This window comes from uncultured Winogradskyella sp., from assembly GCF_947496485.1.
Taxonomy (GTDB): domain Bacteria; phylum Bacteroidota; class Bacteroidia; order Flavobacteriales; family Flavobacteriaceae; genus Winogradskyella.
On the sequence record NZ_CANMCZ010000001.1, the window covers coordinates 478,067 to 502,859 of the forward strand.

General features: G+C 32.7%; 26 protein-coding genes. 16 read left to right on the forward strand and 10 right to left on the reverse strand.

All coding sequences use genetic code 11. The features are described 5' to 3' along the window. Window positions 1–90 precede the first annotated feature (90 nt). The 9 genes from miaB (at window position 91) to Q0822_RS01960 (ending at window position 7,765) form a co-directional block, all read left to right on the forward strand. Window positions 91–1,536 carry a tRNA (N6-isopentenyl adenosine(37)-C2)-methylthiotransferase MiaB gene (miaB, locus tag Q0822_RS01920; RefSeq protein WP_299119442.1) on the forward strand — a complete coding sequence of 482 codons (1,446 nt, stop codon included), beginning with the start codon at window positions 91–93 and terminating at the stop codon, window positions 1,534–1,536. 7 nt (window positions 1,537–1,543) lie between these two features. Next, window positions 1,544–2,809 (forward strand): sigma-54 dependent transcriptional regulator, encoded by a 1,266-nt coding sequence (locus Q0822_RS01925; protein WP_299119445.1) that lies wholly within the window; start codon window positions 1,544–1,546, stop codon window positions 2,807–2,809. Between the two features lie 9 nt (window positions 2,810–2,818). Continuing rightward, window positions 2,819–3,016, forward strand: a complete 198-nt coding sequence (locus Q0822_RS01930; protein WP_299119448.1) for a hypothetical protein — start codon at window positions 2,819–2,821, stop codon at window positions 3,014–3,016. After that, window positions 3,017–3,520 carry an LptE family protein gene (locus Q0822_RS01935; RefSeq protein WP_299119451.1) on the forward strand — a complete coding sequence of 168 codons (504 nt, stop codon included), beginning with the start codon at window positions 3,017–3,019 and terminating at the stop codon, window positions 3,518–3,520. A 3-nt stretch (window positions 3,521–3,523) separates the two neighbouring features. After that, window positions 3,524–4,450: a hypothetical protein gene (locus Q0822_RS01940; protein WP_299119454.1), complete on the forward strand. Its 927-nt coding sequence runs from the start codon at window positions 3,524–3,526 to the stop codon at window positions 4,448–4,450. Between the two features lies 1 nt (window position 4,451). Further along, the gene (gene secG, locus Q0822_RS01945; protein ID WP_299119457.1) at window positions 4,452–4,802 is read left to right on the forward strand and encodes a preprotein translocase subunit SecG; all 351 of its coding nucleotides are present in this window, start codon (window positions 4,452–4,454) and stop codon (window positions 4,800–4,802) included. Window positions 4,803–4,971: 169 nt separating this feature from the next. Next, complete coding sequence (locus tag Q0822_RS01950; protein WP_299119460.1) at window positions 4,972–5,247, forward strand: co-chaperone GroES; 276 nt, start codon at window positions 4,972–4,974, stop codon at window positions 5,245–5,247. A gap of 107 nt (window positions 5,248–5,354) precedes the next feature. After that, complete coding sequence (gene groL, locus Q0822_RS01955; RefSeq protein WP_299119463.1) at window positions 5,355–6,986, forward strand: chaperonin GroEL; 1,632 nt, start codon at window positions 5,355–5,357, stop codon at window positions 6,984–6,986. 140 nt (window positions 6,987–7,126) lie between these two features. After that, on the forward strand, window positions 7,127–7,765 hold the full coding sequence (locus Q0822_RS01960) for a DUF6090 family protein (RefSeq protein ID WP_299119466.1): 639 nt from the start codon (window positions 7,127–7,129) through the stop codon (window positions 7,763–7,765). Between the two features lie 140 nt (window positions 7,766–7,905). Here Q0822_RS01960 and Q0822_RS01965 read toward each other — a convergent pair whose 3' ends face one another. From Q0822_RS01965 to xrtF, 8 genes are all read right to left on the reverse strand, one after another. Beyond that, window positions 7,906–8,547, reverse strand: a complete 642-nt coding sequence (locus tag Q0822_RS01965) for a hypothetical protein (protein ID WP_299119468.1) — start codon at window positions 8,545–8,547, stop codon at window positions 7,906–7,908. 3 nt (window positions 8,548–8,550) lie between these two features. Next, complete coding sequence (locus Q0822_RS01970) at window positions 8,551–9,075, reverse strand: hypothetical protein (RefSeq protein ID WP_299119470.1); 525 nt, start codon at window positions 9,073–9,075, stop codon at window positions 8,551–8,553. Window positions 9,076–9,248: 173 nt separating this feature from the next. Then, on the reverse strand, window positions 9,249–9,620 hold the full coding sequence (locus tag Q0822_RS01975; protein ID WP_299119473.1) for a heavy-metal-associated domain-containing protein: 372 nt from the start codon (window positions 9,618–9,620) through the stop codon (window positions 9,249–9,251). A gap of 133 nt (window positions 9,621–9,753) precedes the next feature. Beyond that, complete coding sequence (locus Q0822_RS01980) at window positions 9,754–11,988, reverse strand: TonB-dependent receptor (RefSeq protein ID WP_299119476.1); 2,235 nt, start codon at window positions 11,986–11,988, stop codon at window positions 9,754–9,756. After that, window positions 11,985–12,716: a MauE/DoxX family redox-associated membrane protein gene (locus Q0822_RS01985; RefSeq protein ID WP_299119479.1), complete on the reverse strand. Its 732-nt coding sequence runs from the start codon at window positions 12,714–12,716 to the stop codon at window positions 11,985–11,987. The genes Q0822_RS01980 and Q0822_RS01985 overlap by 4 nt, the downstream gene beginning before the upstream one ends. A 70-nt stretch (window positions 12,717–12,786) precedes the next feature. Next, on the reverse strand, window positions 12,787–13,194 hold the full coding sequence (locus tag Q0822_RS01990) for a hypothetical protein (RefSeq protein ID WP_299119481.1): 408 nt from the start codon (window positions 13,192–13,194) through the stop codon (window positions 12,787–12,789). A gap of 50 nt (window positions 13,195–13,244) precedes the next feature. Beyond that, complete coding sequence (locus tag Q0822_RS01995; protein WP_299119483.1) at window positions 13,245–13,673, reverse strand: exosortase F system-associated protein; 429 nt, start codon at window positions 13,671–13,673, stop codon at window positions 13,245–13,247. Next, window positions 13,666–14,217, reverse strand: a complete 552-nt coding sequence (gene xrtF / locus Q0822_RS02000; protein ID WP_299119486.1) for an exosortase family protein XrtF — start codon at window positions 14,215–14,217, stop codon at window positions 13,666–13,668. The genes Q0822_RS01995 and xrtF overlap by 8 nt, the downstream gene beginning before the upstream one ends. Before the next feature lie 94 nt (window positions 14,218–14,311). On the opposite strand from xrtF, the gene Q0822_RS02005 reads away from it, so the two are divergent. Beyond that, complete coding sequence (locus Q0822_RS02005) at window positions 14,312–14,770, forward strand: GAF domain-containing protein (RefSeq protein ID WP_299119489.1); 459 nt, start codon at window positions 14,312–14,314, stop codon at window positions 14,768–14,770. A gap of 8 nt (window positions 14,771–14,778) precedes the next feature. On the opposite strand, the gene Q0822_RS02010 is transcribed toward Q0822_RS02005, so the two are convergent. Together Q0822_RS02010 and Q0822_RS02015 are read right to left on the reverse strand one after the other, a co-directional pair. Next, window positions 14,779–16,032: an ABC transporter permease gene (locus Q0822_RS02010; protein WP_299119493.1), complete on the reverse strand. Its 1,254-nt coding sequence runs from the start codon at window positions 16,030–16,032 to the stop codon at window positions 14,779–14,781. An 82-nt stretch (window positions 16,033–16,114) separates the two neighbouring features. Next, window positions 16,115–17,365 (reverse strand): ABC transporter permease, encoded by a 1,251-nt coding sequence (locus Q0822_RS02015; protein ID WP_299119496.1) that lies wholly within the window; start codon window positions 17,363–17,365, stop codon window positions 16,115–16,117. Between the two features lie 144 nt (window positions 17,366–17,509). Here Q0822_RS02015 and purH point away from each other — a divergent pair, with 144 nt between their 5' ends. The 6 genes from purH (at window position 17,510) to rodA (ending at window position 24,785) form a co-directional block, all read left to right on the forward strand. After that, window positions 17,510–19,039 carry a bifunctional phosphoribosylaminoimidazolecarboxamide formyltransferase/IMP cyclohydrolase gene (gene purH / locus Q0822_RS02020; RefSeq protein ID WP_299119498.1) on the forward strand — a complete coding sequence of 510 codons (1,530 nt, stop codon included), beginning with the start codon at window positions 17,510–17,512 and terminating at the stop codon, window positions 19,037–19,039. A gap of 170 nt (window positions 19,040–19,209) precedes the next feature. Then, window positions 19,210–20,238 carry a rod shape-determining protein gene (locus Q0822_RS02025; RefSeq protein ID WP_299119500.1) on the forward strand — a complete coding sequence of 343 codons (1,029 nt, stop codon included), beginning with the start codon at window positions 19,210–19,212 and terminating at the stop codon, window positions 20,236–20,238. A gap of 10 nt (window positions 20,239–20,248) precedes the next feature. Further along, a complete protein-coding gene (gene mreC, locus Q0822_RS02030) occupies window positions 20,249–21,070 on the forward strand; it encodes a rod shape-determining protein MreC (RefSeq protein ID WP_299119503.1) in 822 nt (273 codons plus the stop codon). Further along, window positions 21,063–21,569 (forward strand): rod shape-determining protein MreD, encoded by a 507-nt coding sequence (locus Q0822_RS02035; RefSeq protein ID WP_299119505.1) that lies wholly within the window; start codon window positions 21,063–21,065, stop codon window positions 21,567–21,569. Before mreC ends, Q0822_RS02035 begins: the two co-directional genes overlap by 8 nt. Further along, the gene (gene mrdA, locus Q0822_RS02040; RefSeq protein ID WP_299119508.1) at window positions 21,566–23,500 is read left to right on the forward strand and encodes a penicillin-binding protein 2; all 1,935 of its coding nucleotides are present in this window, start codon (window positions 21,566–21,568) and stop codon (window positions 23,498–23,500) included. Before Q0822_RS02035 ends, mrdA begins: the two co-directional genes overlap by 4 nt. Before the next feature lie 4 nt (window positions 23,501–23,504). Further along, window positions 23,505–24,785, forward strand: a complete 1,281-nt coding sequence (rodA, locus tag Q0822_RS02045) for a rod shape-determining protein RodA (RefSeq protein ID WP_299119510.1) — start codon at window positions 23,505–23,507, stop codon at window positions 24,783–24,785. Window positions 24,786–24,793 lie beyond the last annotated feature (8 nt).

Sequence of the window (24,793 nt, forward strand, 5' to 3'; positions counted from 1 at the left end):
TGTCACAATCTCTAAAATAATATTATCTTTGCATGCTTATTGAGCACAAGGTAATTTAAAGATAAAATTCTCATTTTCATGGGAAATGTTATGGAAAAAATAATAGACGAAAACAAACAAGGCGAAACCTTAATCTTAGATAAAAAAGAAGGTAATCAAAGAAAGCTTTTTATTGAAAGTTATGGTTGTGCTATGAATTTTAGTGATAGTGAAATTGTAGCTTCCATTTTATCTGAGCAAGGTTTTAATACAACTCAAAAATTAGAAGAAGCAGACCTGGTCTTAGTCAACACTTGTTCTATTAGAGACAAAGCTGAGCAAACAGTTAGAAAACGATTGCAACAATACAATGCTGTAAAACGCACCAACCCGAAAATGAAAGTTGGAGTGTTAGGCTGTATGGCAGAACGCTTAAAAACAAAATTCTTAGAAGAGGAAAAGATTGTAGATTTAGTAGTAGGACCAGATGCTTATAAGGATTTACCTAATCTACTGGCAGAAGTTGATGAAGGTAGAGATGCTATAAATGTTGTGCTTTCTAAAGAGGAAACTTATGGCGATATTTCTCCTGTGCGATTAAATAGTAATGGAGTCACCGCATTTGTTTCTATAACTCGTGGTTGTGATAATATGTGCACGTTCTGCGTTGTTCCCTTTACTCGTGGAAGAGAACGTAGTAGAGATCCACAAAGCATTATTGAAGAAATTAATGATTTATGGTCAAAAGGTTTTAAAGAAATTACGCTTTTGGGTCAGAATGTAGATAGCTATTTATGGTATGGTGGAGGACTTAAAAAGGATTTTGAAAAAGCCACGGATTTACAAAAAGCAACTGCTGTAAACTTTGCAAAATTATTAGAATTATCTGCAAAAGCGCAACCAAAAATGCGTATTCGTTTTTCTACATCTAATCCTCAGGATTTTACTATGGATGTTATAGAAACCATGGCTAAATATGATAATATTTGTAAGCATATTCATTTGCCTGTGCAAAGTGGAAGCGACCGTATTTTAAAGGAAATGAATAGGCTTCATACACGTGAAGAATATTTTGAACTTATAGATAATATTAGACGTTTGATACCAGAATGTTCTATAAGTATGGATTTAATTGCAGGTTTCCCTACAGAAACAGAGCAAGATCATAAAGACACATTAAGCTTAATGGAATACGTAAAATACAGTTTTGGTTATATGTTCACCTACTCTGAGCGTCCAGGAACTATGGCTGGCCGCAAGATGGAAGATGATGTACCTGAAGTAGATAAAAAACGTCGTCTTAATGATATTGTACAATTACAAAGACAACATAGCGAATACAGAACACGTCAGCACTTAAATACCACTGTTGAAATTTTAATAGAAAAAGCATCAAAAAAATCTGACCAACAATGGTCTGGTAGAACATCAGATAGTATAGTTGCTGTGTTCCCTAAAGAACACTATAAAGTTGGTGACTTAGTAAACGTTTATATTACGGATTGTACAAGTGCTACACTAATTGGTGAGGCAGTAGGTTATTCTAAAAAGAATTAATTATAATATGGAATCCATTCAAGCCATAAAACAACGCTTCGGCATTATAGGAAATAATCCTAAGCTTAATCGTGCCATAGAAAAAGCAATACAAGTCGCACCAACCGATATTTCGGTGTTGGTTACTGGTGAAAGTGGTGTTGGTAAAGAGAGTATTCCTAAAATTATACATCAGTTATCGCATCGCAAGCATGGCAAATACATTGCTGTAAACTGTGGTGCCATACCAGAAGGCACCATAGACAGTGAGCTATTCGGACACGAAAAAGGTGCTTTTACTGGTGCAACCTCAACACGTTCTGGTTATTTTGAAGTGGCTGATGGAGGTACTATATTTTTAGATGAAGTTGGCGAATTACCTCTAACTACTCAGGTACGTTTATTAAGAGTTTTAGAAAATGGTGAATTTATTAAAGTGGGCTCCAGTAAGGTGCAGAAAACGGATGTTAGAATCGTAGCTGCAACAAACGTAAATATGTTTGAAGCCATTAAAAAAGAAAAATTCAGAGAAGATCTTTACTATCGTCTTAGTACTATAGATATTAACTTACCAGCATTAAGAGAACGTAAAGAAGATATCCATCTTTTATTTAGAAAATTTGCAAGTGACTTTGCCTTAAAATACAAAATGCCAACAGTAAAACTTACTGATGACGCTATTAGCCTACTTTTAAAATACAGATGGAATGGCAACATACGTCAGTTGCGAAATGTTGCTGAACAAATATCAGTTTTAGAACAAACCAGAACTATAAATGCTGTTACGCTTCAAAATTATTTACCAAATACAGGAAGTAATTTACCAGCTGTAATTAATAATACTAAAGCCGAAAGTGATTTTAGTAGTGAGCGTGAGATTTTATATAAAGTTTTATTCGATATGAAGAGCGATCTCAATGATCTCAAAAAACTGACTATGGAGCTCATGAAAAATGGCAGTGTCTCTGATGTACAGAAAGATAATGAACACCTTATTCAGAAAATATACGGTGATGATAAAACCGATGATTTTGAAACAGAAGTGGAAAACTTAGAAGTTTTATCTATTCCAGAAGCTAGCGAAGTCATTGAAGAAAACAATTCAGAGATTGAAGATAAATACCACTTTGCAGAAGAAATTGAAGAAGAGGAAACCTTATCTTTACATGATAAAGAATTAGAATTGATTAAAAAATCATTGGAGCGACACAAAGGAAAACGCAAATTAGCTGCTGCAGAGCTTGGAATTAGTGAACGCACATTGTACAGAAAAATAAAACAATTTGATCTTTAAGAAAAAATTATGAAGGCAGTAGAAATATTTATGATTCGTAAATCGTTTAGACCTAATAGTTCTGAAGCTATCCGTATGGAAGCCGAAGATTTAATAAACGAAAAGCATTATAAAGGTTACCGTCTTATCAATGTAGATTTTGACGTTGCGGATAATGCTGGTTATATTTATGCTTTTATAACAATGAAAAAGCCAAATACGTATTAAATGAATAGATTCAAATATCTTTTTATCTTTCTCATTTGTCTTGCTATTACTAGTTGCAAGGTTAACTATTCATTTACAGGAATTACGGAAACACCAGAAACGTTTCAAGTTAATTTCTTTCAAAACAATGCAGATTTAATAGAACCTGGTTTAGACCAATTATTCACTAATGAACTTCAAGATCTTATTGTAAATCAAACTAGTGCACAATTAATAAATAGTGGCGGAGAAGTTATTTATGAAGGTGAAATTACAGAGTACAGAATCGCACCAATGACTGCTACAGCTCAAAACACAGCAGCCCAAAACCGATTAACTATTAGTGTAAATGTGAGATACATTAACACAAAAGACGAAGAAAAAGATTTTGAAAAACCATTTTCTTTCTTTTTTGATTTTGATGCAGACGCTCAATTAGTAGGAAGCTTAAAGGATACTGCTCACGAAGAAATTTTTGACCGTATAACACAAGATATTTTAAATGCGTCTTTAGCAGATTGGTAAATTATGCAGCTTCAAGAACTCACATATTTGTTACAACATCCCGAAGCAATTACAGCATCGCAGTCTAATGATTTAGCATTAAAAATAAATGAATATCCTTATTTTCAACCTTTAAGAGCTTTATACCTCAAAGGTTTAAAGCAAAAAGAAAGTTACAAATACAACAATGCTCTAAAAATTACGGCTGCACATACAGCAGATCGCAGTGTTTTATTCGATTACATAACTTCAGATGTTTTCAATCAAAATGAGGTCTCAGAGCAAATCAAACAAAATTCAGAGGCAATAAAATCTATAGAAGTTAATGAAGTTGATGATATTTCAGTAAACAAAAGTGTTACCATAGATGATGCTTTAAAAGCGCACATTAAAGCTACCGAAGGTGTTTTAGATCCAGATTTATTTAAGGCTAAACCCATTCCTAAACCCCAATTTGAGACACCAAAGATCGAAGACTCAATCATTGCGGTTGATGTACAAAATATTACTCCAGAAAAGAAACTTAATATTGGTAAGCCATTAGAGTTTGATAAATCTGAAAGTCATTCGTTTACTGAATGGCTAAAAATTACAAGTTTCAAACCTATTATTAGAGATGAAACCAAAATTAAAGTAGAAGATAAAACACCAAATACATCCACTACTCCACTAGAGAGTAAACTTGCCATTATAGATAAGTTCATAAGTGAGAATCCTAAAATAAAACCAATCTCAGATAATGCCCCAAAACCTAAGTTAGTTAACAATGACGATGCTATTTCTGATAGCTTAATGACGGAAACTTTAGCGCGCATATATCTGGAGCAAAAAAACTATGATAAAGCCATTCAATCTTACAAGATTTTAAGTTTGAAATATCCAGAAAAAAGTAGTTTCTTTGCAAACCAAATTAAATGGGTAAAAGAATTAAAAGACAATAACACAATATAAAATGGATACATCATTTATAGTATTTTTGGTATTAATCGTAGTCGTAGCATTTTTGCTAGTTGTAGTAATCATGGTACAGAATCCTAAAGGTGGAGGTTTATCATCATCATTTGGTGGTGGTGGCACACAACAAATGGGTGGTGTTAAGAAAACAGGAGATTTTTTAGATAAAAGTACTTGGTTTTTAGCAACAGCATTAATTGTTTTAATCTTAGCTTCTAATTTAACCATTGGATCTGGTGGAAGTACAGAATCAAAAGCTTTAGATACAGAAGAAGCTACTGAAATGCCTGCTTTACCTTCTGCAACTACTAACGAACCTGCAACAACAGAAGATACATCTGGAGAATAATAAGGTGTTATCTTTTCAATAAAAAACATAAAGCCAGCTTTTTTTAAGTTGGCTTTTTTATTCCATTTATTTGGTGGGTCTGAAACTTTGTCAGTCACCAATCATTGGCATAATTTTCGAAATACGCTTTAGCGTGAATTATTAATTAAACAACTAAAAATAAATTAAAATGGCTTTAAACATTAAACCTTTAGCAGACCGAGTTCTTGTAGAACCTAAGGAAGCTGAAACCAAAACAGCTTCTGGTATTATTATTCCAGATAATGCAAAAGAAAAACCGCAAAAGGGAACTGTTGTTGCAATTGGCAACGGAACAAAAGATGAACCTTTAACAGTTAAAGTTGGTGACACTGTGCTTTACGGAAAGTATGGAGGAACTGAACTTAAACTGGAAGGAAAAGACTATTTAATGATGCGTGAGAGCGATATTCTGGCGATTATTTAATTGTCATTCCTGCGCAGGCAGGAATCTCATCAATCAAAACTAAATTTCTAAATTAAACACAAACAGATTTCCGCTTTCGCGGAAACGCTAAAATTAAAATTTTAACGATGGCAAAAGATATAAAATTCGATATTGAAGCACGCGACGGACTCAAACGTGGTGTTGATGCTTTAGCAAACGCAGTAAAAGTAACATTAGGACCAAAAGGTCGTAATGTAATTATTGGTAAATCATTTGGTGCACCACAAGTAACTAAAGATGGTGTGTCTGTAGCAAAAGAAATTGAGCTAGAGAACGAACTAGAAAACATGGGCGCACAAATGGTAAAAGAAGTTGCTTCTAAAACTAACGATTTAGCTGGTGATGGTACAACAACTGCAACCGTATTAGCTCAGGCCATAGTAAAAGAAGGGCTTAAAAATGTTGCAGCTGGTGCAAACCCAATGGATTTAAAACGTGGTATTGATAAAGCTGTTGATGCAATAGTAAAAGATTTAGACAAGCAATCGAAAAAAGTAGGTAGTGATTCTGATAAGATCAAACAAGTTGCTGCAATCTCTGCAAACAATGATGATACTATTGGTGATTTAATTGCTACTGCTTTTGGTAAAGTTGGTAAAGAAGGCGTTATTACTGTTGAGGAAGCAAAAGGAATGGAAACTTATGTTGACGTTGTTGAAGGTATGCAGTTCGATAGAGGTTATTTATCACCATACTTTGTCACTGATGCAGATAAAATGATTGCAGATTTAGAAAATCCATACATCTTATTGTTCGACAAGAAGATTTCTAACTTACAGGAAATTCTTCCAATATTAGAACCAGTTGCACAATCTGGTCGTCCATTATTAATTATTGCTGAAGATGTTGAAGGACAAGCTTTAGCTACTTTAGTAGTTAATAAATTACGTGGTGGCTTAAAGATTGCTGCAGTAAAAGCACCAGGTTTTGGTGATAGACGTAAAGCAATGTTAGAAGACATTTCTATATTAACTGGTGGAGTTGTAATTTCTGAGGAAAGAGGTTTCTCTTTAGAGAATGCAGACTTAACTATGTTAGGTACAGCTGAAACCGTAACAATTGATAAAGACAACACAACGATTGTTAATGGTAGTGGTAAAGCTTCGGATATAAAAGCAAGGGTAAACCAAATTAAAACTCAGATTGAAACTACAACTTCTGACTATGATAGAGAAAAACTTCAAGAGCGTTTAGCGAAGTTAGCTGGTGGAGTTGCCGTACTATATGTTGGTGCTGCTTCTGAAGTAGAAATGAAAGAAAAGAAAGATAGAGTTGATGATGCTCTACATGCTACACGTGCAGCAGTAGAAGAAGGCATTGTTGCTGGTGGTGGAGTTGCTTTTGTAAGAGCTAAGAAAACTTTAGAAAAAATAACTACAGATAACTTAGACGAAACAACTGGTGTGCAAATTGTAAACAAAGCAATTGAATCTCCTTTACGTACTATCGTAGAAAATGCAGGTGGTGAAGGTTCTGTTGTCATTAATAAAGTATTAGAAGGCAAAAAGGACTTTGGTTACGATGCTAAATCTGAAAAATACGTAGATATGCTAAAAGCTGGTATTATCGATCCTAAGAAAGTAACACGTATTGCTTTAGAAAATGCTGCTTCTGTAGCCGGTATGATCTTAACAACCGAGTGTGCTTTAGTAGATGTTAAAGAAGATGCTCCTGCTATGCCACCAATGGGTGGAGGTGGAATGCCAGGCATGATGTAATGGCGAATCGCCGCAAATGAGTTATCTCACTCGTGCGAAATATAACGCGTAGATAAGTATAATAATAGAAAAGCCTTTGATGAAAATCAAGGGCTTTTTGTTTGGATTAAATTTCATAGCTTTATAAAAACTAACCCAATATGAAAAAAGAGATTCGGTACGCATTTGGTGAAATACTCATTGTTATTGTTGGTATTTCTATTGCATTCAGTATGAATAAATGTGCTGACAATAAAAAAGATGAGACTCTAAAAAATCAATATATAGAAAACATTAAAAGTGATATTAAGGTTGATAAAAAGAATCTCGAATCTAATGTTGAAAGTATAGGAAAGAAAATAGAAATTCTAAAGGAAGTATTACCTCTAATCAATACAGATAATCCAAAGAAAATGGCTGCAATTTACAAGGTCTATCCTGTATTTACCTCAACGGATTTTTTTCCTAAAGATGTGACATATCAGACAATGATAAATTCGGGGGACTTTAAACTAATAGACGACTTTGAATTAAAAGCAGCCATAGAAACACACTACTCTAATTATAAAATAATGCTCAAAGATTATGAGCGTTTAAATATTATACACAAAGAATACTTAGGTAAATACATCATTAATAATGCGGATTACGATGCTATGAGACAAGGTAAATTTGGGTATAGTAATGAAAAACTATTTAAGAATATCCTTCAAAGTATTAGCGGTGCACTAACCATTAAAAAAAAGGCTTCCGAACTTGGAATTAAAAATTGTGACAGTCTATTAAAGATTTTAGAGTAGAAATGTAGAGGTTCGTTAACAATTAGGTGTATGGTTAGTTGCGTGGTTAAGCACCTAATTTAGCAAATAAATCACAGATAGAATATTCCGCAGGAATGTTCGTAAGTCGCCAGTGACCAAGCAATTAATTATACACGGTGTTACCACACGTTTTTTATTTCCGCTTCATATTTATATGGGTTTTCTCGCTTAGTTTGGCCATCGTGGTAGATTAAAAATTCTACTTTGTTTTTATCTAAAACTAAAGTTTCTATCTTAATAATCCCAGTTACGCAAAAGTTATTTCCAAGGTTTCGTTGTTTGTCAAAAATCAAGAATGTTGATTCTGTAATCACTAAACTTTCTGAACAAGGTAAAATCCCATCATCTCGAATTTCCACGCTGTAATTTTCATTAATTTTAGATTTTACTAAAGATGGTTGGAATGGCATAGCTATTAAATACAATATTGCGATTGGTCCTTCCATAATTGGACTTAAAATTCCTAAAATGAATATAGGTATGGTTAAAATACCACTTAAATTTTTATAAAGACTGTTTTTGGTTAATCCGTAAAGCAAGATAGTTGAAATTAAAAAAACAAGTCCGATTGTTGGTATAGTATATTTTCCTTTTAATCTGAAATCAAAAAGTAAAAGTATAATACAAATAACAATTCCCACTAAAGAGTAAAATGAGATTTTTCTCATGATTTTTTCCAGTTTCGGAAAATTTACTTTCTTAATAATTAAAAATAAATTGATTACTAATGCTATTATAATTAAAACTAAAAACGTCGTCATTTCTCAAATGTTTTGGGAATAATTTTTACTTGTCTCGTTTTTAAATTCTTTATCCAATTTTTTTAATTGTTTAATTATTCCATCATTGTTGTTTTCTTTGAAATATAGTTCAAAAAGTGGTAGAACCTTATCTTTCCCAATCATAAAATGAGTTGTTGAAAAATCTTTTTCTTTTGTTTTTCCGAATATGTTTTTAATGTATTCTTTATAATGATGTCCAACAAGAAACATCTGTAGTTTTTCAGAATTGTCAGAAGTTGCATAAAGAGCAACCCATAAAATGGTGTTTTTTTTATAAACCGATATTGTCGGATTAGCTGGATAACTATCCCAATCTATATCTTTAAACTCTGTTTTAAACTTATTATAGTCTATTAGTTGCTTATCAGTAGTAGTTCCTGAATTATTTTCAAGGTCATTTGGTGCATAGATATCATAATAATACTCGTCTTTCAATTCTTTTTGTTTTTTATCATTACATGAATATAGTCCAATAACTGTTAGTATTGTAAAGATGGTTTTCTTCATTCCTTACTTCTTCTGTTTTGTTCTTCGGTTTTTTCAATGTGTGGTAACTTAGCGATATGAGTCCGCTTCAATGACGTTTCATAAAACGTTAACGAAGTTCGTTGAAAATTTTGACAACCTCAAATGTTTAAAAATAAAAAAGCCTGAATTTAAATTCAGGCTTCGCTATTAATTTAGTTTTTAGATTTCTTCTCTCCTTCATGGTCTTTTACCACATCTTTATCGCGATATCTACAACATGGATGCACAGAATCGTAAGCTTCGTCTGTTGCTTTTATATTTTTAGTATCATGGCCAACTGAAGCTATCTTTTTAGAAATCGTTTTTAAATCTGTTTTACGCTCATCATATATAAGCTTTAACTCATGTGTATCTATGTTCCAAACTGCAGATTTTACACCTTTAGTTCTAATGGCAGCTTTTTCTATGCGTTCTTTACACATACCACAGACACCATCTACTTCCATGCTAGCTTTAGCATTTTTGTTTTGAGCAAATGTTGCTATCCCTATTAATAATGTAAAAATTAAAATTATTTTTTTCATCTTTTTATTTTTTTATCATTCTGAACTTGCCTGCGCTGAATTTCTTTAAGTGCTTCAGAATCTGTTTTTATTTTAGTTTCAATTTAAGAGATTGCCACGACTTTTTCAAAGTCTCGCAATGACGTTTTGATTATTATTTTATTCTATATCGCAAACCTGCATAATACATGCTTCCAAAAATTGGACCATATACAAAGTTACTATCAAAATTTGAACCAAATGGATTATCTGCACTAATAATCGGATTATTCTGTCTGACGTTCGTTACATTTTCACCACCTAAATATACTTCAAATTTCGGAGAGAATACTTTAGTAACCTGCAAATTCAAAGTTCCTATAGTGGGCGAATAATCATCCAATTGAAATTCTGTTGGACTCAATTCTGTACTTGGAAAACGTTGAGAACCTAACCAGTTATATGTAGCGTCAAACTTCCATTGGCTTCCATTTTCTTTTTCTGAAGTTTCATAAGCTGCATTAGCAAATAGGCGGTGTTTCGGTATTAAAGGCTTTTCTAACTGACCAGAATTATAATCCGTTTTAATATCATAATGCTTATAAGCAGTCCTTAGGTCGAATCCTTCAAAAGCATTGTAATTAAATTCAAACTGAAAACTGTTAGCATAACTCTTACCGTCAAGATTGTAAAAGTTGACTTCAAACGGATTTTCCCAATCTACCACTATTTGATTTTGAAAATCAGTTCGATAAAAATCTAAAGTGATATCAGCCTTTCTTTCAAATAAATTAAATCCTTGTAAATAACTAATTCCATAATTCCATGCAATTTCTGCATCTAAACCATAAATTTTCCCACCAGAATTTAAAATGTTAATCTGGCGAGAGCTCGAAAACATATTTTGATTCTCTGCAAAAATATTAGCACTTCGTTTTCCTCTGCCAATAGACGCTCTAAAAGCGGATTTTTCCCAAGGCGAATATCTAAGATGTAAGCGAGGAGTCACAAAAAAGCCTAATCTATTGTGTTGATCTACTCTAACACCAGCTGTCATAGTTATCTTATCTAAATCATCGTAAGAATACTCAAAAAACCCTCCTACTGAGTTTTCGGTGCGCTCGTAAGCATCAGTATTTACTAGTTCATTATAATGATCGTATGTAAAACTTAATCCTGTTTTTACCTTATGGCGCGAATCTGAAATAATACTGTTGTAAACTAAATTTGAATAAAAGCTGTTGTGCTCAATATTATAAAAATTTAATCCAAAATATGAATCTTGAATATGGCGACTAAAAGCTGTTTGAAAGCCTAAACTTTGGTAAGGAATTTCAGGATTTACATAACCTAGTTTAGTGGTTACTTCAAATCTTTCCGTATTAATTTCACTTCCCCAAAAATTAGTTGTACCCTTATCTGTTTCTGGATTGAAATCAACTTGACCTGACTGCGTATTATCATTGAGGTAACGTAAATTTATGAAACTCACTATACCTTTTTCTCCATTAGTGTATTGCCAACGGTTCATAACATTAATCTGCTCTTTTAAAGGTACATCTAAAAAAGCGTCATCATTATTATCAAACTTTTGATTTCGTAAATTACCATGAAGGTATAAACCTGTACTCCACTTATCCGACACTTTTTGATTAATGTGTGTATTTAACTCTAAACGGCCATTAACGCCTGCATACGCATTCACAAAAAGTTTATCGTCTGTTGTTGGCTTTACAAGTTCTGCATTTATCTGACCTGCAATACTTTCAAACCCATTAACCACGCTACCTGTTCCTTTAGTAATTTGAATACTTTCTACCCAAGTTCCCGGAATAAAACTCAAACCATAAGCTTGGGAAGCGCCACGAATTGCTGGAATATTCTCAGTTGCTATTAAAATATAAGGCGAATTTAAGCCTAGCATCTTTATTTGCTTTGTACCTGAAACAGCATCTGCAAAGTTGACATCAATTGACGGATTGGTTTCAAAACTTTCTGAAAGGTTACAACAAGCCGCTTTTAACAATTCATCACTACTTACAAAAAGAGTATTTGTTGCTTTTAAATACGATTTTGAAGTTGCTTGTTTTCGTGAAGTTACAGTTACTGCATCCAATTCATCAGAAGGTTGTAACACATGCCTTATAAAGATGTTTGATGTTACTGTTATAGTATCTGTCTTAAAACCAACATAACTAATCACTAATTTATTATACGAGAATTTATAGGGTAGTGAAAACGCACCATCTTCTCTTGTAATTGCTCCTACCGACGAGTCTAACCAATACACATTAGCTCCTGGTAATGGCATTTCTTTGGAACTACTTGTTTCTAAAACAACACCTTCTAATTGCTCTTGAGAAAACAAATAAATTGGGCAAAATAATAGTATAATTATATATTTTCTCATGATCTCATTGTTTTAAAAATCATAATTAGAGCCATCACAATCATAATAGAATTTTCAATAAATGTCGCCTTTGTCATAGGTAGCTTTAATGCTGTTCCTAGACACGCGCATTGAATTGATTTTTTATCTAATAGCGTTTTTGTGACACCAACAGTAGTGATACTCAAAACTACAACTGTAGCAATTAAAGCTATGTCTATTTGAAACCGCATTAAAAACATTAATCCTAATGTAACTTCAATAAAAGGGTAAACCCAACCGTAAGCTGGAACTGCTTTTGCAAGTGGATCGTACATTCTAAAACTTTGTGGAAACCCTTTTAAGTCTAATAGTTTAAAAAAACTAAAAACGATATAAAACAGGCCCATAAAATCGAGCATAAATCCTTCAATATCCCAAGGATCTTTGTTGAGTAGTAAAGATGCTATCAAAATATAGCCAATTATTAAAAATAATGGAAATAGTTGTTTTAGATCATTACTTGCCGATTCCACAGAACTACTAGACTCAAAAACGTTTTTGGTCTTTTGTTCTGAAATTGCGTATTTTTCTGAAAGCGCATTTTGAAGCGTTTCTACTTCGATATGAGAATTCATTTTTATAGTTGCAATTTTATCTTCTAAATTAACTGAGATCTTTTCAACATTTGGTAATGCTAAAAGCGACTCCTCTACTGAAGCTTTGCAACTATTACAGGTCATACCTGTTAAGTTATATGTGTGTATCATTATTTTAATTTGAAATATTAGTATAAAGCATCAACTAATCAATGCTCGTTGTTCTGCAATTTCAAATACATCAAATTAAAAAGGTCTCGTCTAGAACGTGTATATCCTTAATGAGATTGGGAGGTGAGTAGTCTTTGTGCGGAATTATCGGCTTAGGTAAACTCTCAAATAAATTTGAATAAGAATATACATAAGCTACTAAAGTAATTTTTAGTGTTTGATCTAAATTTTCAAAATCAGAAATATTTAATTCATCCTGACCTTCAAAAATGTCAACAGTGTCTTTACAACATGGTTTCTTTACATATACCATATCTTCAGAATCCATACCACCACATTTTTTTGCTTCAGAAAAGATTGCTGTATCAACTAAATTTTCACCACAATAATGCTTTTCTACTTTAAATGATAATGTAGAAAACAGCACTAAAAAAGAAAGTGCAACAGAAAAAACTCTATGTGTGTATGTTGACGTCACTATGCAAAATTACGAAATAATTCAGAAGTCAAGATACATTTATAAAACTCTTAACGATTAAGTTTATAATAATAAAAAGCTGGTAACAAAACGATTAAGCCTATAGGTTGAATTAAAAAACGTCTCACGTTAAAGAATAAATAATAATCCTCTTGTTTTGGGTTTATAACAAAATACAAAAAAGGAATAAGCAACGCTATATATGCAATTGCATATAGCAGTACTGAAAATTTGATAATCGTTTTGTCGTTGAAAATTAAAAATAGAATACCTAGAGATGCTAAGGTGTTTAATAAATATCGTAATGAGGTAAAAAACACAAGCTTAGCAACCTCTCGCCTTGGGTTATCCATATATAAATAGTCGTTTTCAAAAAAAGTGAGGTATGGATCGTAAAACAGTATGTCTTCAAAAGCTCTTATAGCTACTAAAAGTAAAAACAAAATAACTACAAATATGTATCTAGTGGCTTTAGGCATTAACTTTCATGTTTTTAGAAAATCGATTAACCCAAAACATCCATAATAAAAAAACAACACCATAAATCAACATAGGAAAAATAACAGTATGTAAAATTTCTTGTCGCCAAGGGTAATGATATAGACCTACAGATAGGATTACAATTCTTATGAGATTGAAGGCGTAGATAATTATACTACCAGCAAAACCATACATGAAAGTCGTTTTAAATTGCCCAGAAAATGCTATAATAAAAGACAAGAATAGAATTATAATGCTTATCGCATTACAACCTTCAATGACTCTGGCCACAAACTTTCCGTTTATAATTATTTTCATTGATGATTCATCCGGATGCGGAATAATCTTAGCATCGTAACCAATACCATTGAGTAATGAATTTGTTTGTTTTGCAACAAGATTGGTTAAGTAATCTGGATAAAACTTAGAACCGTCAGAATATTTGAGATACAGATTATAAGCTATTGTTAGTACTGAATAGGTCACTAAAAAAATGACTATAAAGCGAATAACGAGTTTATATTTGGTTAAAAGAGCTTTCAATAAACTAGCAATATTTAGTTTGTTGTTAAATTTATAAAAACAGTATTTTAAAAACAGTGCTTTTTGAATACTTTTACCAAAAGTTTATAAACAGATGAATCTACAAGATTTAAAACCTAAAATAATATCAATATTAGCGGAACATAGCCTTATTATTGATGAGCGCCTATTGCACATTTGTAAAGTGTTAGAAGAAAACGTAGCCTATTACAATTGGGTTGGCTTCTATTTTAAAAATGGAGATAAACACGAATTAAAACTTGGGCCATATATTGGTGAACCTACTGACCATACTATAATTCCGTTTGGAAAAGGCATCTGTGGCCAAGTTGCGGTGAGTAATGAAAATTTTGTAGTTCCGGACGTGGCTGCACAAGATAATTATATTGCTTGCAGCATTACTGTAAAGGCAGAAATTGTTATTCCTATTTTTGTAAATGGTGAAAATATCGGGCAAATTGATATCGATTCTAATACGCCAGATCCTTTTACTGAAGCTGATGAACGATTCTTAGAGTTTGTTTGTAAAGAAGTTGCTAAGATAATAGTCTAGAACTATTTTTACATACCAGTTCTAATAGCTTCTACAGGATCTAATTTCGATGCAGAAATTGCAGGTATAATTCCAGAAATCAATCCAATAAATGTAGACAAGCAAAACCCGATAAACATATTCCAAAAGGACAATACAAATTCAAAATCTTCTACAAATCCGTTCATTACTATAGCTATTACCCAAACTAAAAACAAACCAACTAAGCCACCAACTACGGCTAAAATTACGGCTTCAAATAAAAACTGAAACAATATAAATTTATTTTTGGCGCCTAAAGATTTCTGAATTCCGATAAGATTAGTACGCTCTTTTACACTAACAAACATAATATTGGCAATACCAAAACCACCAACCAAAAGTGAAAATCCACTAATAATCCAGCCAATAACATTTAACGCTCCCAGCATTTCATCTATAGCATTTTGTAAACCAGAAATAATATTAATAAAAAAAGTATCTATTGTATTAGGTTTTAAGCCACGCTTGGTACGCATTATCTGAGTAACTTCAGCTTTTAAACCATCAATATCTACATTCTTTTTCGGCTTTATTATAACAATGGGTAAGTTATTTTTATTGTTATCACCAAATCTATTTCTATAATAGTTAGCTGGCAGAAAAATAGAAACATCATTACTATCTCCCAACAAACTTGAGCCTTCTTTTTTTACCACACCAATAACCGTAAATTTCTGACCATAAAGTCTAACTTTTTTTCCAATGGGTTCAAGATTACCAAAAAGTGCATTAGCTATTTCTAAACCAATAACAACGACAGCCTTTCCTGAGTTAGACTCAGACTCGTTATAAAATCGTCCTTTTTCAAATTCTAAATATTGTATGTCAGTAAATTCATTGGATACTACAACTGTATTTACACTACTAACTAATTCAGATTCGTACCTTATATTTTCACGTTTTACGCCCAACTGAAAAGCAACATGCTCAGCATCATTTAATGAAGATTTCAAGCTTTTATATTCGTTATAAGATATTTGATCAAAATTTTCTCTTTGCCAACGTGGCACAGTCGTTGGACCAAAGGATCTATTTACAAGATACATCGTGTTACTATCTAAAGAACTTAACTGAGAAGTTATCTGTTTATCTAATGAATCTACAGCAGCCAGAACCGCAATAATAGAAAAAATGCCCACTGTAACACCTAAAAGCGACAAGAAGGTTCGTAACTTATTATTACGAAGTGCGTTTATAGCGAATGAAAAACTTTCTTTAAATACTCTTAAATAAACTAACATAAACTAATTTAAATTCGAATTAAAGATACTAGCTTTTAAAGAAATTAAGACATATGAAGTGAGAAAACTCAGTTATATTAAATTACATTCCTGTCCTAATGGCTTCAACAGGATCTAGTTTAGAAGCAGAAATCGCCGGAATTACACCAGAAATCAGTCCGATTAGTGTAGAAAGCATAAAACCTAAAAACATATTACCAAAGGATAGTACAAATTCAAAATCTTCAACGACTCCATTCATTATCATAGCGATTACCCAAACTAAAAATAATCCTACTAAACCACCTACAACAGCTAATACAACCGCTTCAAATAAAAATTGAAACAGTATAAATCTGTTTTTAGCACCCAATGATTTTTGAATTCCTATGAGATTAGTACGTTCTTTTACACTAACAAACATAATATTAGCAATACCAAAACCACCAACCAAAAGTGAAAAGCCACTTATAACCCAACCGATAATATTCAAGGTTGAAATTATTGCATCAATAAAAGTTACAAGTCCAGATAATTTATTAACAAAAAAGTCGTCATCCTCATCTGCCTTTAGGCCTCTAAAAGCTCGGAACTTTTGTTTTAAAACCTGCTCAAATGCCCCAAGATCCACACCATTGGCTGGTTTAATAATAACTGCTCCAGGCAAACCGCTTATTCCACCATTCATAAAACGTCTTACAAAATTTGCAGGTACATAAGCTCTACCATCAGGAGAATCACCTAAACCTGCACCTACTTTCTTAAGAACACCAATTACAGTTAATTTTCGACCATAAACACGAACTTGTTTACCAATTGGGTTAAATGTATCAAAAAGATTCTCAGCTAAATCTGCACCCAAAACTATAACTGGTGCTCCAGTATCTGATTCTAATTCTGAATAGAAACGTCCATTTTCAACTTTAAAATCTTCTATAGTATATATTTCACTAGATACAGGAGTAATGGTAACACCAGTAACAGTTTCCGCCTGGTATCTAACAGTTTCATTACTTCCAAAAATAACGTATGCAGAAGCAGCAATATCTGGCACATTGCGTTTTATAAACTCATAATCATCATGATCTGTTTGTGGAAAATTATCGCGCTTCCAACGAGGAACATCTGTTGGTCCGAATGAAAATTTAGATAAATAAATAGTGTTTTTATCTAAACCGGCTAAATTATCTTTAATATTCTTATCTAAAGAATCTACAGCCGCCAAAACAGCTATAATAGAAAAGATACCAACAGTAACACCTAAGAGCGATAAAAATGTTCGGAGTTTATTATTTCTAAGCGCATTTAATGCAAATGAAAAACTCTCTTTAAATACTCTCAAATAGACTAACATGAGTTGGCTGTTTTAAAACAATTTAAAGATAAGACGTTTTCAACAATTCATTGTTACAAAAAACTTAAACAAACTGCTCTTACTATCAATATTTTCCTGTCGAATATGTTTATTTTTGCAACATCAAAATCACAACACAACATTATGAGCAACAAATCCATTTCATCGGCACTAATATCTGTATTTAGTAAAGATGGATTAGCACCAATTGTAAAAAAATTAAATGACCTCAACGTTACCATTTATTCCACGGGAGGCACAGAAAAATTTATCAAAGATTTAGGAATAAATGTAGTACCTGTAGAAGATGTAACGTCATATCCCTCTATACTTGGAGGTAGAGTAAAAACACTTCATCCAAAAGTCTTTGGAGGTATTTTAAATCGTCAAGATCACGATGGTGACGTTGCTGAATTGGAAGAATTTGAAATTCCACAAATTGATTTGGTAATTGTTGACCTCTATCCATTTGAAAAAACTGTAGCTTCTGGCGCAAGCAATCAAGATATTATTGAAAAAATTGATATTGGAGGTATTTCGCTAATTAGAGCTGCTGCTAAAAATTACGCAGATGTTACATGCGTATCTTCTGTTGATGATTATTCAGAATTTTTAGAATTATTGGAAGCAAAAAATGGTGAAACTTCTGATGAGGACAGAAAACGTTTTGCTGCTAAAGCTTTTAACGTTTCATCTCACTATGATTCTGCAATTTTTAATTACTTCAATAACAATCAAGAAATTGCATCTTTAAAAATTTCAGAAACACAAGGTAAAGCGTTACGCTATGGCGAAAATCCGCACCAAAAAGGATTTTTCTTCGGGAATTTTGATGATATTTTCACTAAACTTCATGGAAAAGAATTGAGCTACAACAACCTTTTAGATGTTGATGCTGCTGTAAATTTAATGTTAGAGTTTAAAAATGATGCACCTACATTCGCTGTTTTAAAACACAATAATGCTTGTGGTTTAGCGCAACGCGATACTCTGCACCAGGCATATGTTGATGCTTTGGCAGGTGATCCGGTTTCGGCTTTTGGTGGTGTTTTAATAAGTAATTCTCAAATTGACAAAGCCACCGCAGAAGAAATCCATAAACTATTTTGCGAAGTTGTTATTGCGCCTTCATTTTCTGATGAAGCTCTAGAAATTTTAAAAGGAAAAAAGAATAGAATCCTTCTAATCTTGAAAGATATTGAAATGCCAATAACTAATGTAAGAAGTTGTTTAAATGGAGTCTTAGTTCAAGATAGAAACAATGTTACTGATACACTTGAAGGTTTAAAATCTGTTACAAAAACTACCGCTACAGCAGATGAACTGGATGATTTAATATTTGCATCAAAAATTTGTAAACACACAAAATCCAACACTATTGTTTTAGCTAAAAACAAACAATTGTGTGCCAGTGGAACAGGACAGACTAGTAGAGTTGATGCTTTAAACCAAGCGATACATAAGGCTAAATCCTTCAATTTTGACTTAGAAGGAGCGGTTATGGCGAGTGACGCTTTTTTTCCTTTTCCAGATTGTGTAGAGATTGCTGATAAGGCAGGAATTACAGCTGTCATTCAACCTGGAGGTTCAATAAAAGACGAATTAAGCATTACTTATTGTAACGAAAACAGTGTGGCAATGGTCTTTACAGGTACGCGTCATTTTAAGCATTAAGTCGCTCTGAAAAAGAGAATCTTATAAATCTCTTGTTTATGATCAAAAAACAACTTCATAAAAAAGCAATAAGAAAACGTCTATAATCGTTGAAATATCGTATAATTTATTACATTTACGGATAGTCGTAAAAAGTTGACTTGAATAACCCAAATAATTAAGAATAGCACATGGGATTTTTTGATTTCCTAACGGAAGAAATAGCCATTGATTTAGGAACCGCAAATACACTGATAATCCACAATGACAAAGTTGTTGTTGACAATCCATCGATAGTAGCCAGAGACCGCATCAGCGGAAAAATTATTGCAGTTGGTAAAGAAGCCAACATGATGCAAGGAAAAACGCATGAGAATATTAAAACAATACGTCCATTAAAAGATGGTGTAATTGCAGATTTTGATGCTTCTGAGCAAATGATAAGTTTGTTTATTAAAAACATTCCAGCATTGAAAAAGAAATTTTTCAATCCTGCATTGCGAATGGTGGTTTGTATACCTTCTGGTATTACTGAAGTAGAAATGCGAGCTGTAAAAGAATCTTGTGAGCGTGTTAACGGTAAGGAAGTTTACTTAATACATGAACCAATGGCTGCAGCAATTGGTATTGGTGTGGATATAATGCAACCTAAAGGAAATATGATTGTAGATATCGGTGGTGGTACCACTGAAATTGCTGTTATTGCACTTGGAGGTATTGTTTGTGATAAATCTGTAAAAGTTGCTGGTGATGTATTTACCAATGATATTATTTATTACATGCGTACTCAGCATAACCTATATGTTGGAGATAGAACTGCAGAAAAAATAAAGATTCAGATTGGTGCTGCAACTGAAGATTTAGATTTACCACCTGAAGATATGAGTGTTCAAGGTAGAGATTTATTGACAGGAAAGCCAAAGCAAGTTAATATATCATTCCGCGAAATTGCGAAAGCTTTAGACAAGTCAATTTTACGTATTGAAGATTCTGTTATGGAGACCTTATCTCAAACACCTCCTGAATTAGCAGCAGATATTTACAACACAGGAATTTATTTAGCAGGCGGAGGATCAATGTTAAGAGGATTGGACAAACGTTTATCTCAAAAAACAGATTTACCTGTTTACATTGCTGAAGATCCATTAAGAGCAGTAGTTAGAGGTACAGGAATTGTACTAAAAAACTTATCTAAATATAAAAGCGTATTGATTAAATAAGCTATAGATAATGCAACAAATTTTCAATTTTGTTATAAGAAACAAAACCTTTCTGTTGTTTTTATTACTCTTTAGTATTGCGCTCGCTTTAACCATTCAATCACATTCGTATCACAGAAGTAAGTTTATAAATTCTGCAAATGGACTAACCGGTGGTGTTTACGGCACGTTTAATTCCATAGATCAGTATTTTAATCTTAAGGATGAGAATACTATGCTTTCAGAAGAAAATAAACGATTAAGAGAGCAGCTGTTCAATTCTGTAAATACTTCAGATTCAACTTATATTGATTCGTCATATTCAATAGGAAAATTTAGAGTTACAACTGCAGATGTCTTTAAAAACAGTTATTCACTTACCAATAATTACCTCACGTTAAATAAAGGCAGAAATGATAGTATTAAAGAAGATTTTGGTGTTATAACATCTAAAGGCATAATTGGTATTATTGACAATACATCAAGTAATTATGCTACAGCACTGTCCATTTTAAATAAAAATAGTCAAATCAATGCCAAGCTTAAATCCTCTAACCATATTGGTTCTTTAACTTGGAATGGCGAATCACCAGAGTTCACTCAACTTGTAGACGTGTCAACATTTGCACCTGTAAAAGTTGGTGATACCATCGTAACTGGCGGGCAATCTGCAATTTTCCCAAAAGGTATTGGAATTGGTACTATTGATAGTTTTGAAACTGACATTAGTGGAGACACTTACAACATTGAAGTTAAATTATTTAATGACATGACTAATGTGGGCACAGTATATATTATAGAAAACCTTGATAGAACAGAAATAAAAGCTTTAGAGAATCGTGTAAATGAATAATATTGCTGCAAGAAATATCATTAGATTTATCACACTACTCTTAGTGCAAGTTATAATATGCAATAACATTAATTTTCTTGGTTATATTAATCCATATATCTACATCATTTTTATCTTTTTATTTCCAATAAGAGAGAATAGACTTGTTTTTTTATTAGTGAGTTTTTTGTTGGGTATGTTAATAGATATGTTTTCTGATTCTGGAGGAGTGCATGCTGCAGCTGCTGTTTCCTTAGCCTATGCTAGACCAATACTTCTAAAAACTTCTTTTGGTATGCTTTATGAGCATCAAAGTATTAAGTTTAGCAATACAGAAATTGGTAGCTTAATTACTTATATCTCTTTTGGTACTGTACTGCATCATTTCATCTTATTTTCTCTAGAAATTTTTAACATTTCTAACATACTTTCAATCTTACAAAAGACGTTATTTTCTAGTATTTTCACTATAATACTTAGTATATTAATTATAATTTTATTTAGTCGAAACCAAAAATGAGAAAACTGCTACTTTTAACGACTGTTGTTCTAGTTGGCCTCGTTTTTATTGCACGTTTATTTTATCTACAAGTTTACAGTAGCTCTGGCTATGATATTTTTGAAGACAATGCTATTAAAAAAGAATACAACTATCCGAAACGTGGCTATGTATATGATAGAAATGGACAACTTTTAGTTGCCAATCAACCTTCTTATGATGTTATGGTTATACCTCGAGAAGTTGCTCCTATGGATTCTGCTACAATACAGGAATTTTGTAAGTTATTAAAAATTACAGAAGAGGAGTACGACAAAAAATTAAGAAGAGCTACAAATTACTCACCAAGATTATCTTCGCCATTTGTTCAACAGCTTTCAAAAAATGATTATGCTGTACTTCAAGAAAAAATGAGAAAATTTGAAGGTTTTTACATTCAAAAACGATCACTCAGGTCATATCAAACTACTATTGGCGCTAATGTTTTAGGTGATATTGGCGAAGTAAATCGTAAAATTATTGCCGACCAACCTTATTACAGATTAGGAGATCTTATTGGTAAACAAGGTGTTGAGAAAACCTACGAGCAAACTTTGAGAGGTGTAAAAGGCATTAAGTTTATACAAAAAGATCGCTTTAATAAAAATATCGGACCATACAAGGATGGTATATTCGACACTTTGCCTAAACCTGGAAAAGATATTACGCTTACTATAGATGCAGAACTCCAAGCATATGGAGAATTATTAATGAAGCACAAGCGTGGTGGAATAATAGCTTTAGACCCAAGCTCTGGTGAAATTTTAGCCATGGTTTCTGGTCCATCCTACAATCCAAACTTACTCGTAGGAAGAGATCGCTCTAGAAATTTTTCAAAATTATACACCGACACTATAGCCAAGCCATTATTTGATAGAGGTCTACAAGCACAATATCCACCTGGTTCGCCATTTAAAGTTATAAACGCGCTTATTGGTCTTCAGGAAGGAGTTGTTAATACTAATGAGAGATTTACATGTAGAATGGGTTATTATTATGGTAGTAGACGACTAACTGGCTGTCATCATCATAGAAGTCCTGTAGCTATGAATGATGGTATTGCTCAATCTTGTAATGCTTATTTTGTAAATGTATATCGTCGTATTATAGATAAATATGAAGATCCTGGAAAAGGCATGAACACATGGGCAAATCATGCTAAAAGTTTTGGTCTAGGTAATTATTTAAACAATGATTTATCTGTAGGTTCTAAAGGTAGAATTCCGGATGGAGATTATTATGATAGAGCTTATGGTGATAATCGCTGGGGTTCAACATACATCGTATCTAATGCTATTGGACAAGGAGAAGTTGAAGCGACACCAATTCAATTAGCAAATATGGCAGCTGCAATTGGCAATCGTGGTTATTATTATACTCCGCACATTATAAAAAACATTGAAGGAGAAACTATTGACCCTAAATACACCACACCAAAATATACAACAATTGACAAACAATATTTTGAACCTGTAGTACAAGGCATGTTTGACGTTTATAATAAGGGAACAGCTGCTACTTTAAGAGTTCCAGGTATTGATATTTGTGGAAAAACGGGTACAGCTGAAAACTTTGTTAGAATTGATAGTTTAAAAACTCAACTTACCGACCACTCCATTTTTGTAGCGTTTGCTCCAAAGGAAAATCCAAAAATTGCAATAGCTGTATTTGTAGAAAATGGATATTGGGGAAGTCGCTTTGCTGGTCGTATGGCAAGTTTAATGATTGAGAAGTATATAAAAGGTCACATCACCAGAACCGATTTGGAACGTTGGATCTTAACCCACAGCTTAGAAAATGAATATGCAAAACCATATTCTGGTGAGCCTTTTAAAATTAATGGTGAAACTACACTTCAAGTCATAGATAATTACGCTATTGAAAATTCTAATCAAAGCAATTTAAAACAATAAGTAAATGCTGAGAGAAAATCAAAGACGGTTTAAATTCGATTGGATTACCATCATTCTGTTTTTGCTACTTGTTGGTTTTGGATATCTTAATATTTTGTCAGCCTCGCATGTTGGAGAGGTTACGAATTATTTTGACACATCAGAGCTTTATGGTAAACAACTCATTTTCATAGGTCTAACATTTGTACTTATCGTCTTAATTCTATCATTTGAGGCAAAATTTTATGAACGTTTTGCTAGCATTATTTATTTAGTTGCCATTTTAGCTTTAATTGGTCTATTTATTTTTGGAAAGGATGTTAATGGTGCGCGTTCTTGGTATGGTATTGGTAGCATGACTATTCAGCCCAGTGAGTTTGCAAAATTTGCTACATCACTGGCCGTAGCCAAGTATATAAGCGACCTACAGACTAACATGCAAACTCTAAAGGATCAGTTGAGAGTCACTGCTATAATTTTTATTCCAGCATTATTAATTTTACTTCAAAATGATGCAGGTAGTACTATTGTTTACCTAGCATTTTTCTTTGTTTTTTACAGAGAGGGCCTACAACAGGTTTATTTAATAATAGCATTATCACTCATTATACTTGCTGTTCTTGGTCTTAAATTTGGTATTGCAGTCACTGCTGTAATTGCTTCTATAATTATTCTTAGTACTTATTTTCTGCGAAAGAAAAAACGAGGTTCAATACTCCAATATATAGTAGTACTTGTAGTTAGTATTGGTTTTTCCTATGGTGTAAAATTATTCTATGAGCATGGGTTAAAGGCTCATCAACAAAATAGAATTAGTCTTTGGTTACGATTAGAAAAAGACCCAGCCAAATTAGAAAAAATGAAGAAAGAGGAAGCCTACAATCTTATTCAATCAGAACAAGCAATTAGCTCTGGTAGTTGGACAGGAAAAGGTTTTCTTCAAGGTACCAGAACCACAGGTAAGTTTGTACCAGAACAGGAAACCGATTACATTTTTAGTACTGTAGGTGAAGAATGGGGCTTTTTAGGTAGTAGTTTTGTTGTGATTTTATTTGTGCTTCTTATTATTAGGATATTATATCTCGCCGAATCCCAAAAATCGCAATTTAGCCGTGTATATGGTTATGGTGTAGCCTCTATTTTATTTATACACTTTACCATAAACACAGGCATGGTTATGGGTTTAATTCCAACTGTTGGTATTCCACTACCTTTCTTTAGCTATGGCGGTTCAGGGCTCTGGGGTTTTACTATTTTGTTGTTTATTTTTATTAAACTGGATAGTAATAAGATTAATGAGTGGTAGTTAAAAAC

Excerpts from the sequence above, each read along its gene's own strand:
- Q0822_RS02010 (WP_299119493.1), bottom strand. The coding sequence starts at position 16,032 with ATGTTAGTTTATTTAAGAGTATTTAAAGAAAGTTTTTCATTCGCTATA.
- Q0822_RS01975 (WP_299119473.1), bottom strand. The coding sequence starts at position 9,620 with ATGAAAAAAATAATTTTAATTTTTACATTATTAATAGGGATAGCAACA.
- Q0822_RS02005 (WP_299119489.1), top strand. The coding sequence starts at position 14,312 with ATGAATCTACAAGATTTAAAACCTAAAATAATATCAATATTAGCGGAA.
- Q0822_RS01925 (WP_299119445.1), top strand. The coding sequence starts at position 1,544 with ATGGAATCCATTCAAGCCATAAAACAACGCTTCGGCATTATAGGAAAT.
- Q0822_RS01950 (WP_299119460.1), top strand. The coding sequence starts at position 4,972 with ATGGCTTTAAACATTAAACCTTTAGCAGACCGAGTTCTTGTAGAACCT.
- miaB (WP_299119442.1), top strand. The coding sequence starts at position 91 with ATGGAAAAAATAATAGACGAAAACAAACAAGGCGAAACCTTAATCTTA.
- purH (WP_299119498.1), top strand. The coding sequence starts at position 17,510 with ATGAGCAACAAATCCATTTCATCGGCACTAATATCTGTATTTAGTAAA.
- Q0822_RS01930 (WP_299119448.1), top strand. The coding sequence starts at position 2,819 with ATGAAGGCAGTAGAAATATTTATGATTCGTAAATCGTTTAGACCTAAT.
- Q0822_RS01935 (WP_299119451.1), top strand. The coding sequence starts at position 3,017 with ATGAATAGATTCAAATATCTTTTTATCTTTCTCATTTGTCTTGCTATT.
- Q0822_RS02035 (WP_299119505.1), top strand. The coding sequence starts at position 21,063 with ATGAATAATATTGCTGCAAGAAATATCATTAGATTTATCACACTACTC.
- Q0822_RS01985 (WP_299119479.1), bottom strand. The coding sequence starts at position 12,716 with ATGATACACACATATAACTTAACAGGTATGACCTGTAATAGTTGCAAA.
- Q0822_RS01970 (WP_299119470.1), bottom strand. The coding sequence starts at position 9,075 with ATGAAGAAAACCATCTTTACAATACTAACAGTTATTGGACTATATTCA.
- Q0822_RS01965 (WP_299119468.1), bottom strand. The coding sequence starts at position 8,547 with ATGACGACGTTTTTAGTTTTAATTATAATAGCATTAGTAATCAATTTA.
- Q0822_RS01940 (WP_299119454.1), top strand. The coding sequence starts at position 3,524 with ATGCAGCTTCAAGAACTCACATATTTGTTACAACATCCCGAAGCAATT.
- mreC (WP_299119503.1), top strand. The coding sequence starts at position 20,249 with ATGCAACAAATTTTCAATTTTGTTATAAGAAACAAAACCTTTCTGTTG.
- Q0822_RS02025 (WP_299119500.1), top strand. The coding sequence starts at position 19,210 with ATGGGATTTTTTGATTTCCTAACGGAAGAAATAGCCATTGATTTAGGA.
- rodA (WP_299119510.1), top strand. The coding sequence starts at position 23,505 with ATGCTGAGAGAAAATCAAAGACGGTTTAAATTCGATTGGATTACCATC.
- groL (WP_299119463.1), top strand. The coding sequence starts at position 5,355 with ATGGCAAAAGATATAAAATTCGATATTGAAGCACGCGACGGACTCAAA.
- mrdA (WP_299119508.1), top strand. The coding sequence starts at position 21,566 with ATGAGAAAACTGCTACTTTTAACGACTGTTGTTCTAGTTGGCCTCGTT.
- Q0822_RS01995 (WP_299119483.1), bottom strand. The coding sequence starts at position 13,673 with ATGCCTAAAGCCACTAGATACATATTTGTAGTTATTTTGTTTTTACTT.
- Q0822_RS02015 (WP_299119496.1), bottom strand. The coding sequence starts at position 17,365 with ATGTTAGTCTATTTGAGAGTATTTAAAGAGAGTTTTTCATTTGCATTA.
- Q0822_RS01960 (WP_299119466.1), top strand. The coding sequence starts at position 7,127 with ATGAAAAAAGAGATTCGGTACGCATTTGGTGAAATACTCATTGTTATT.
- secG (WP_299119457.1), top strand. The coding sequence starts at position 4,452 with ATGGATACATCATTTATAGTATTTTTGGTATTAATCGTAGTCGTAGCA.
- Q0822_RS01980 (WP_299119476.1), bottom strand. The coding sequence starts at position 11,988 with ATGAGAAAATATATAATTATACTATTATTTTGCCCAATTTATTTGTTT.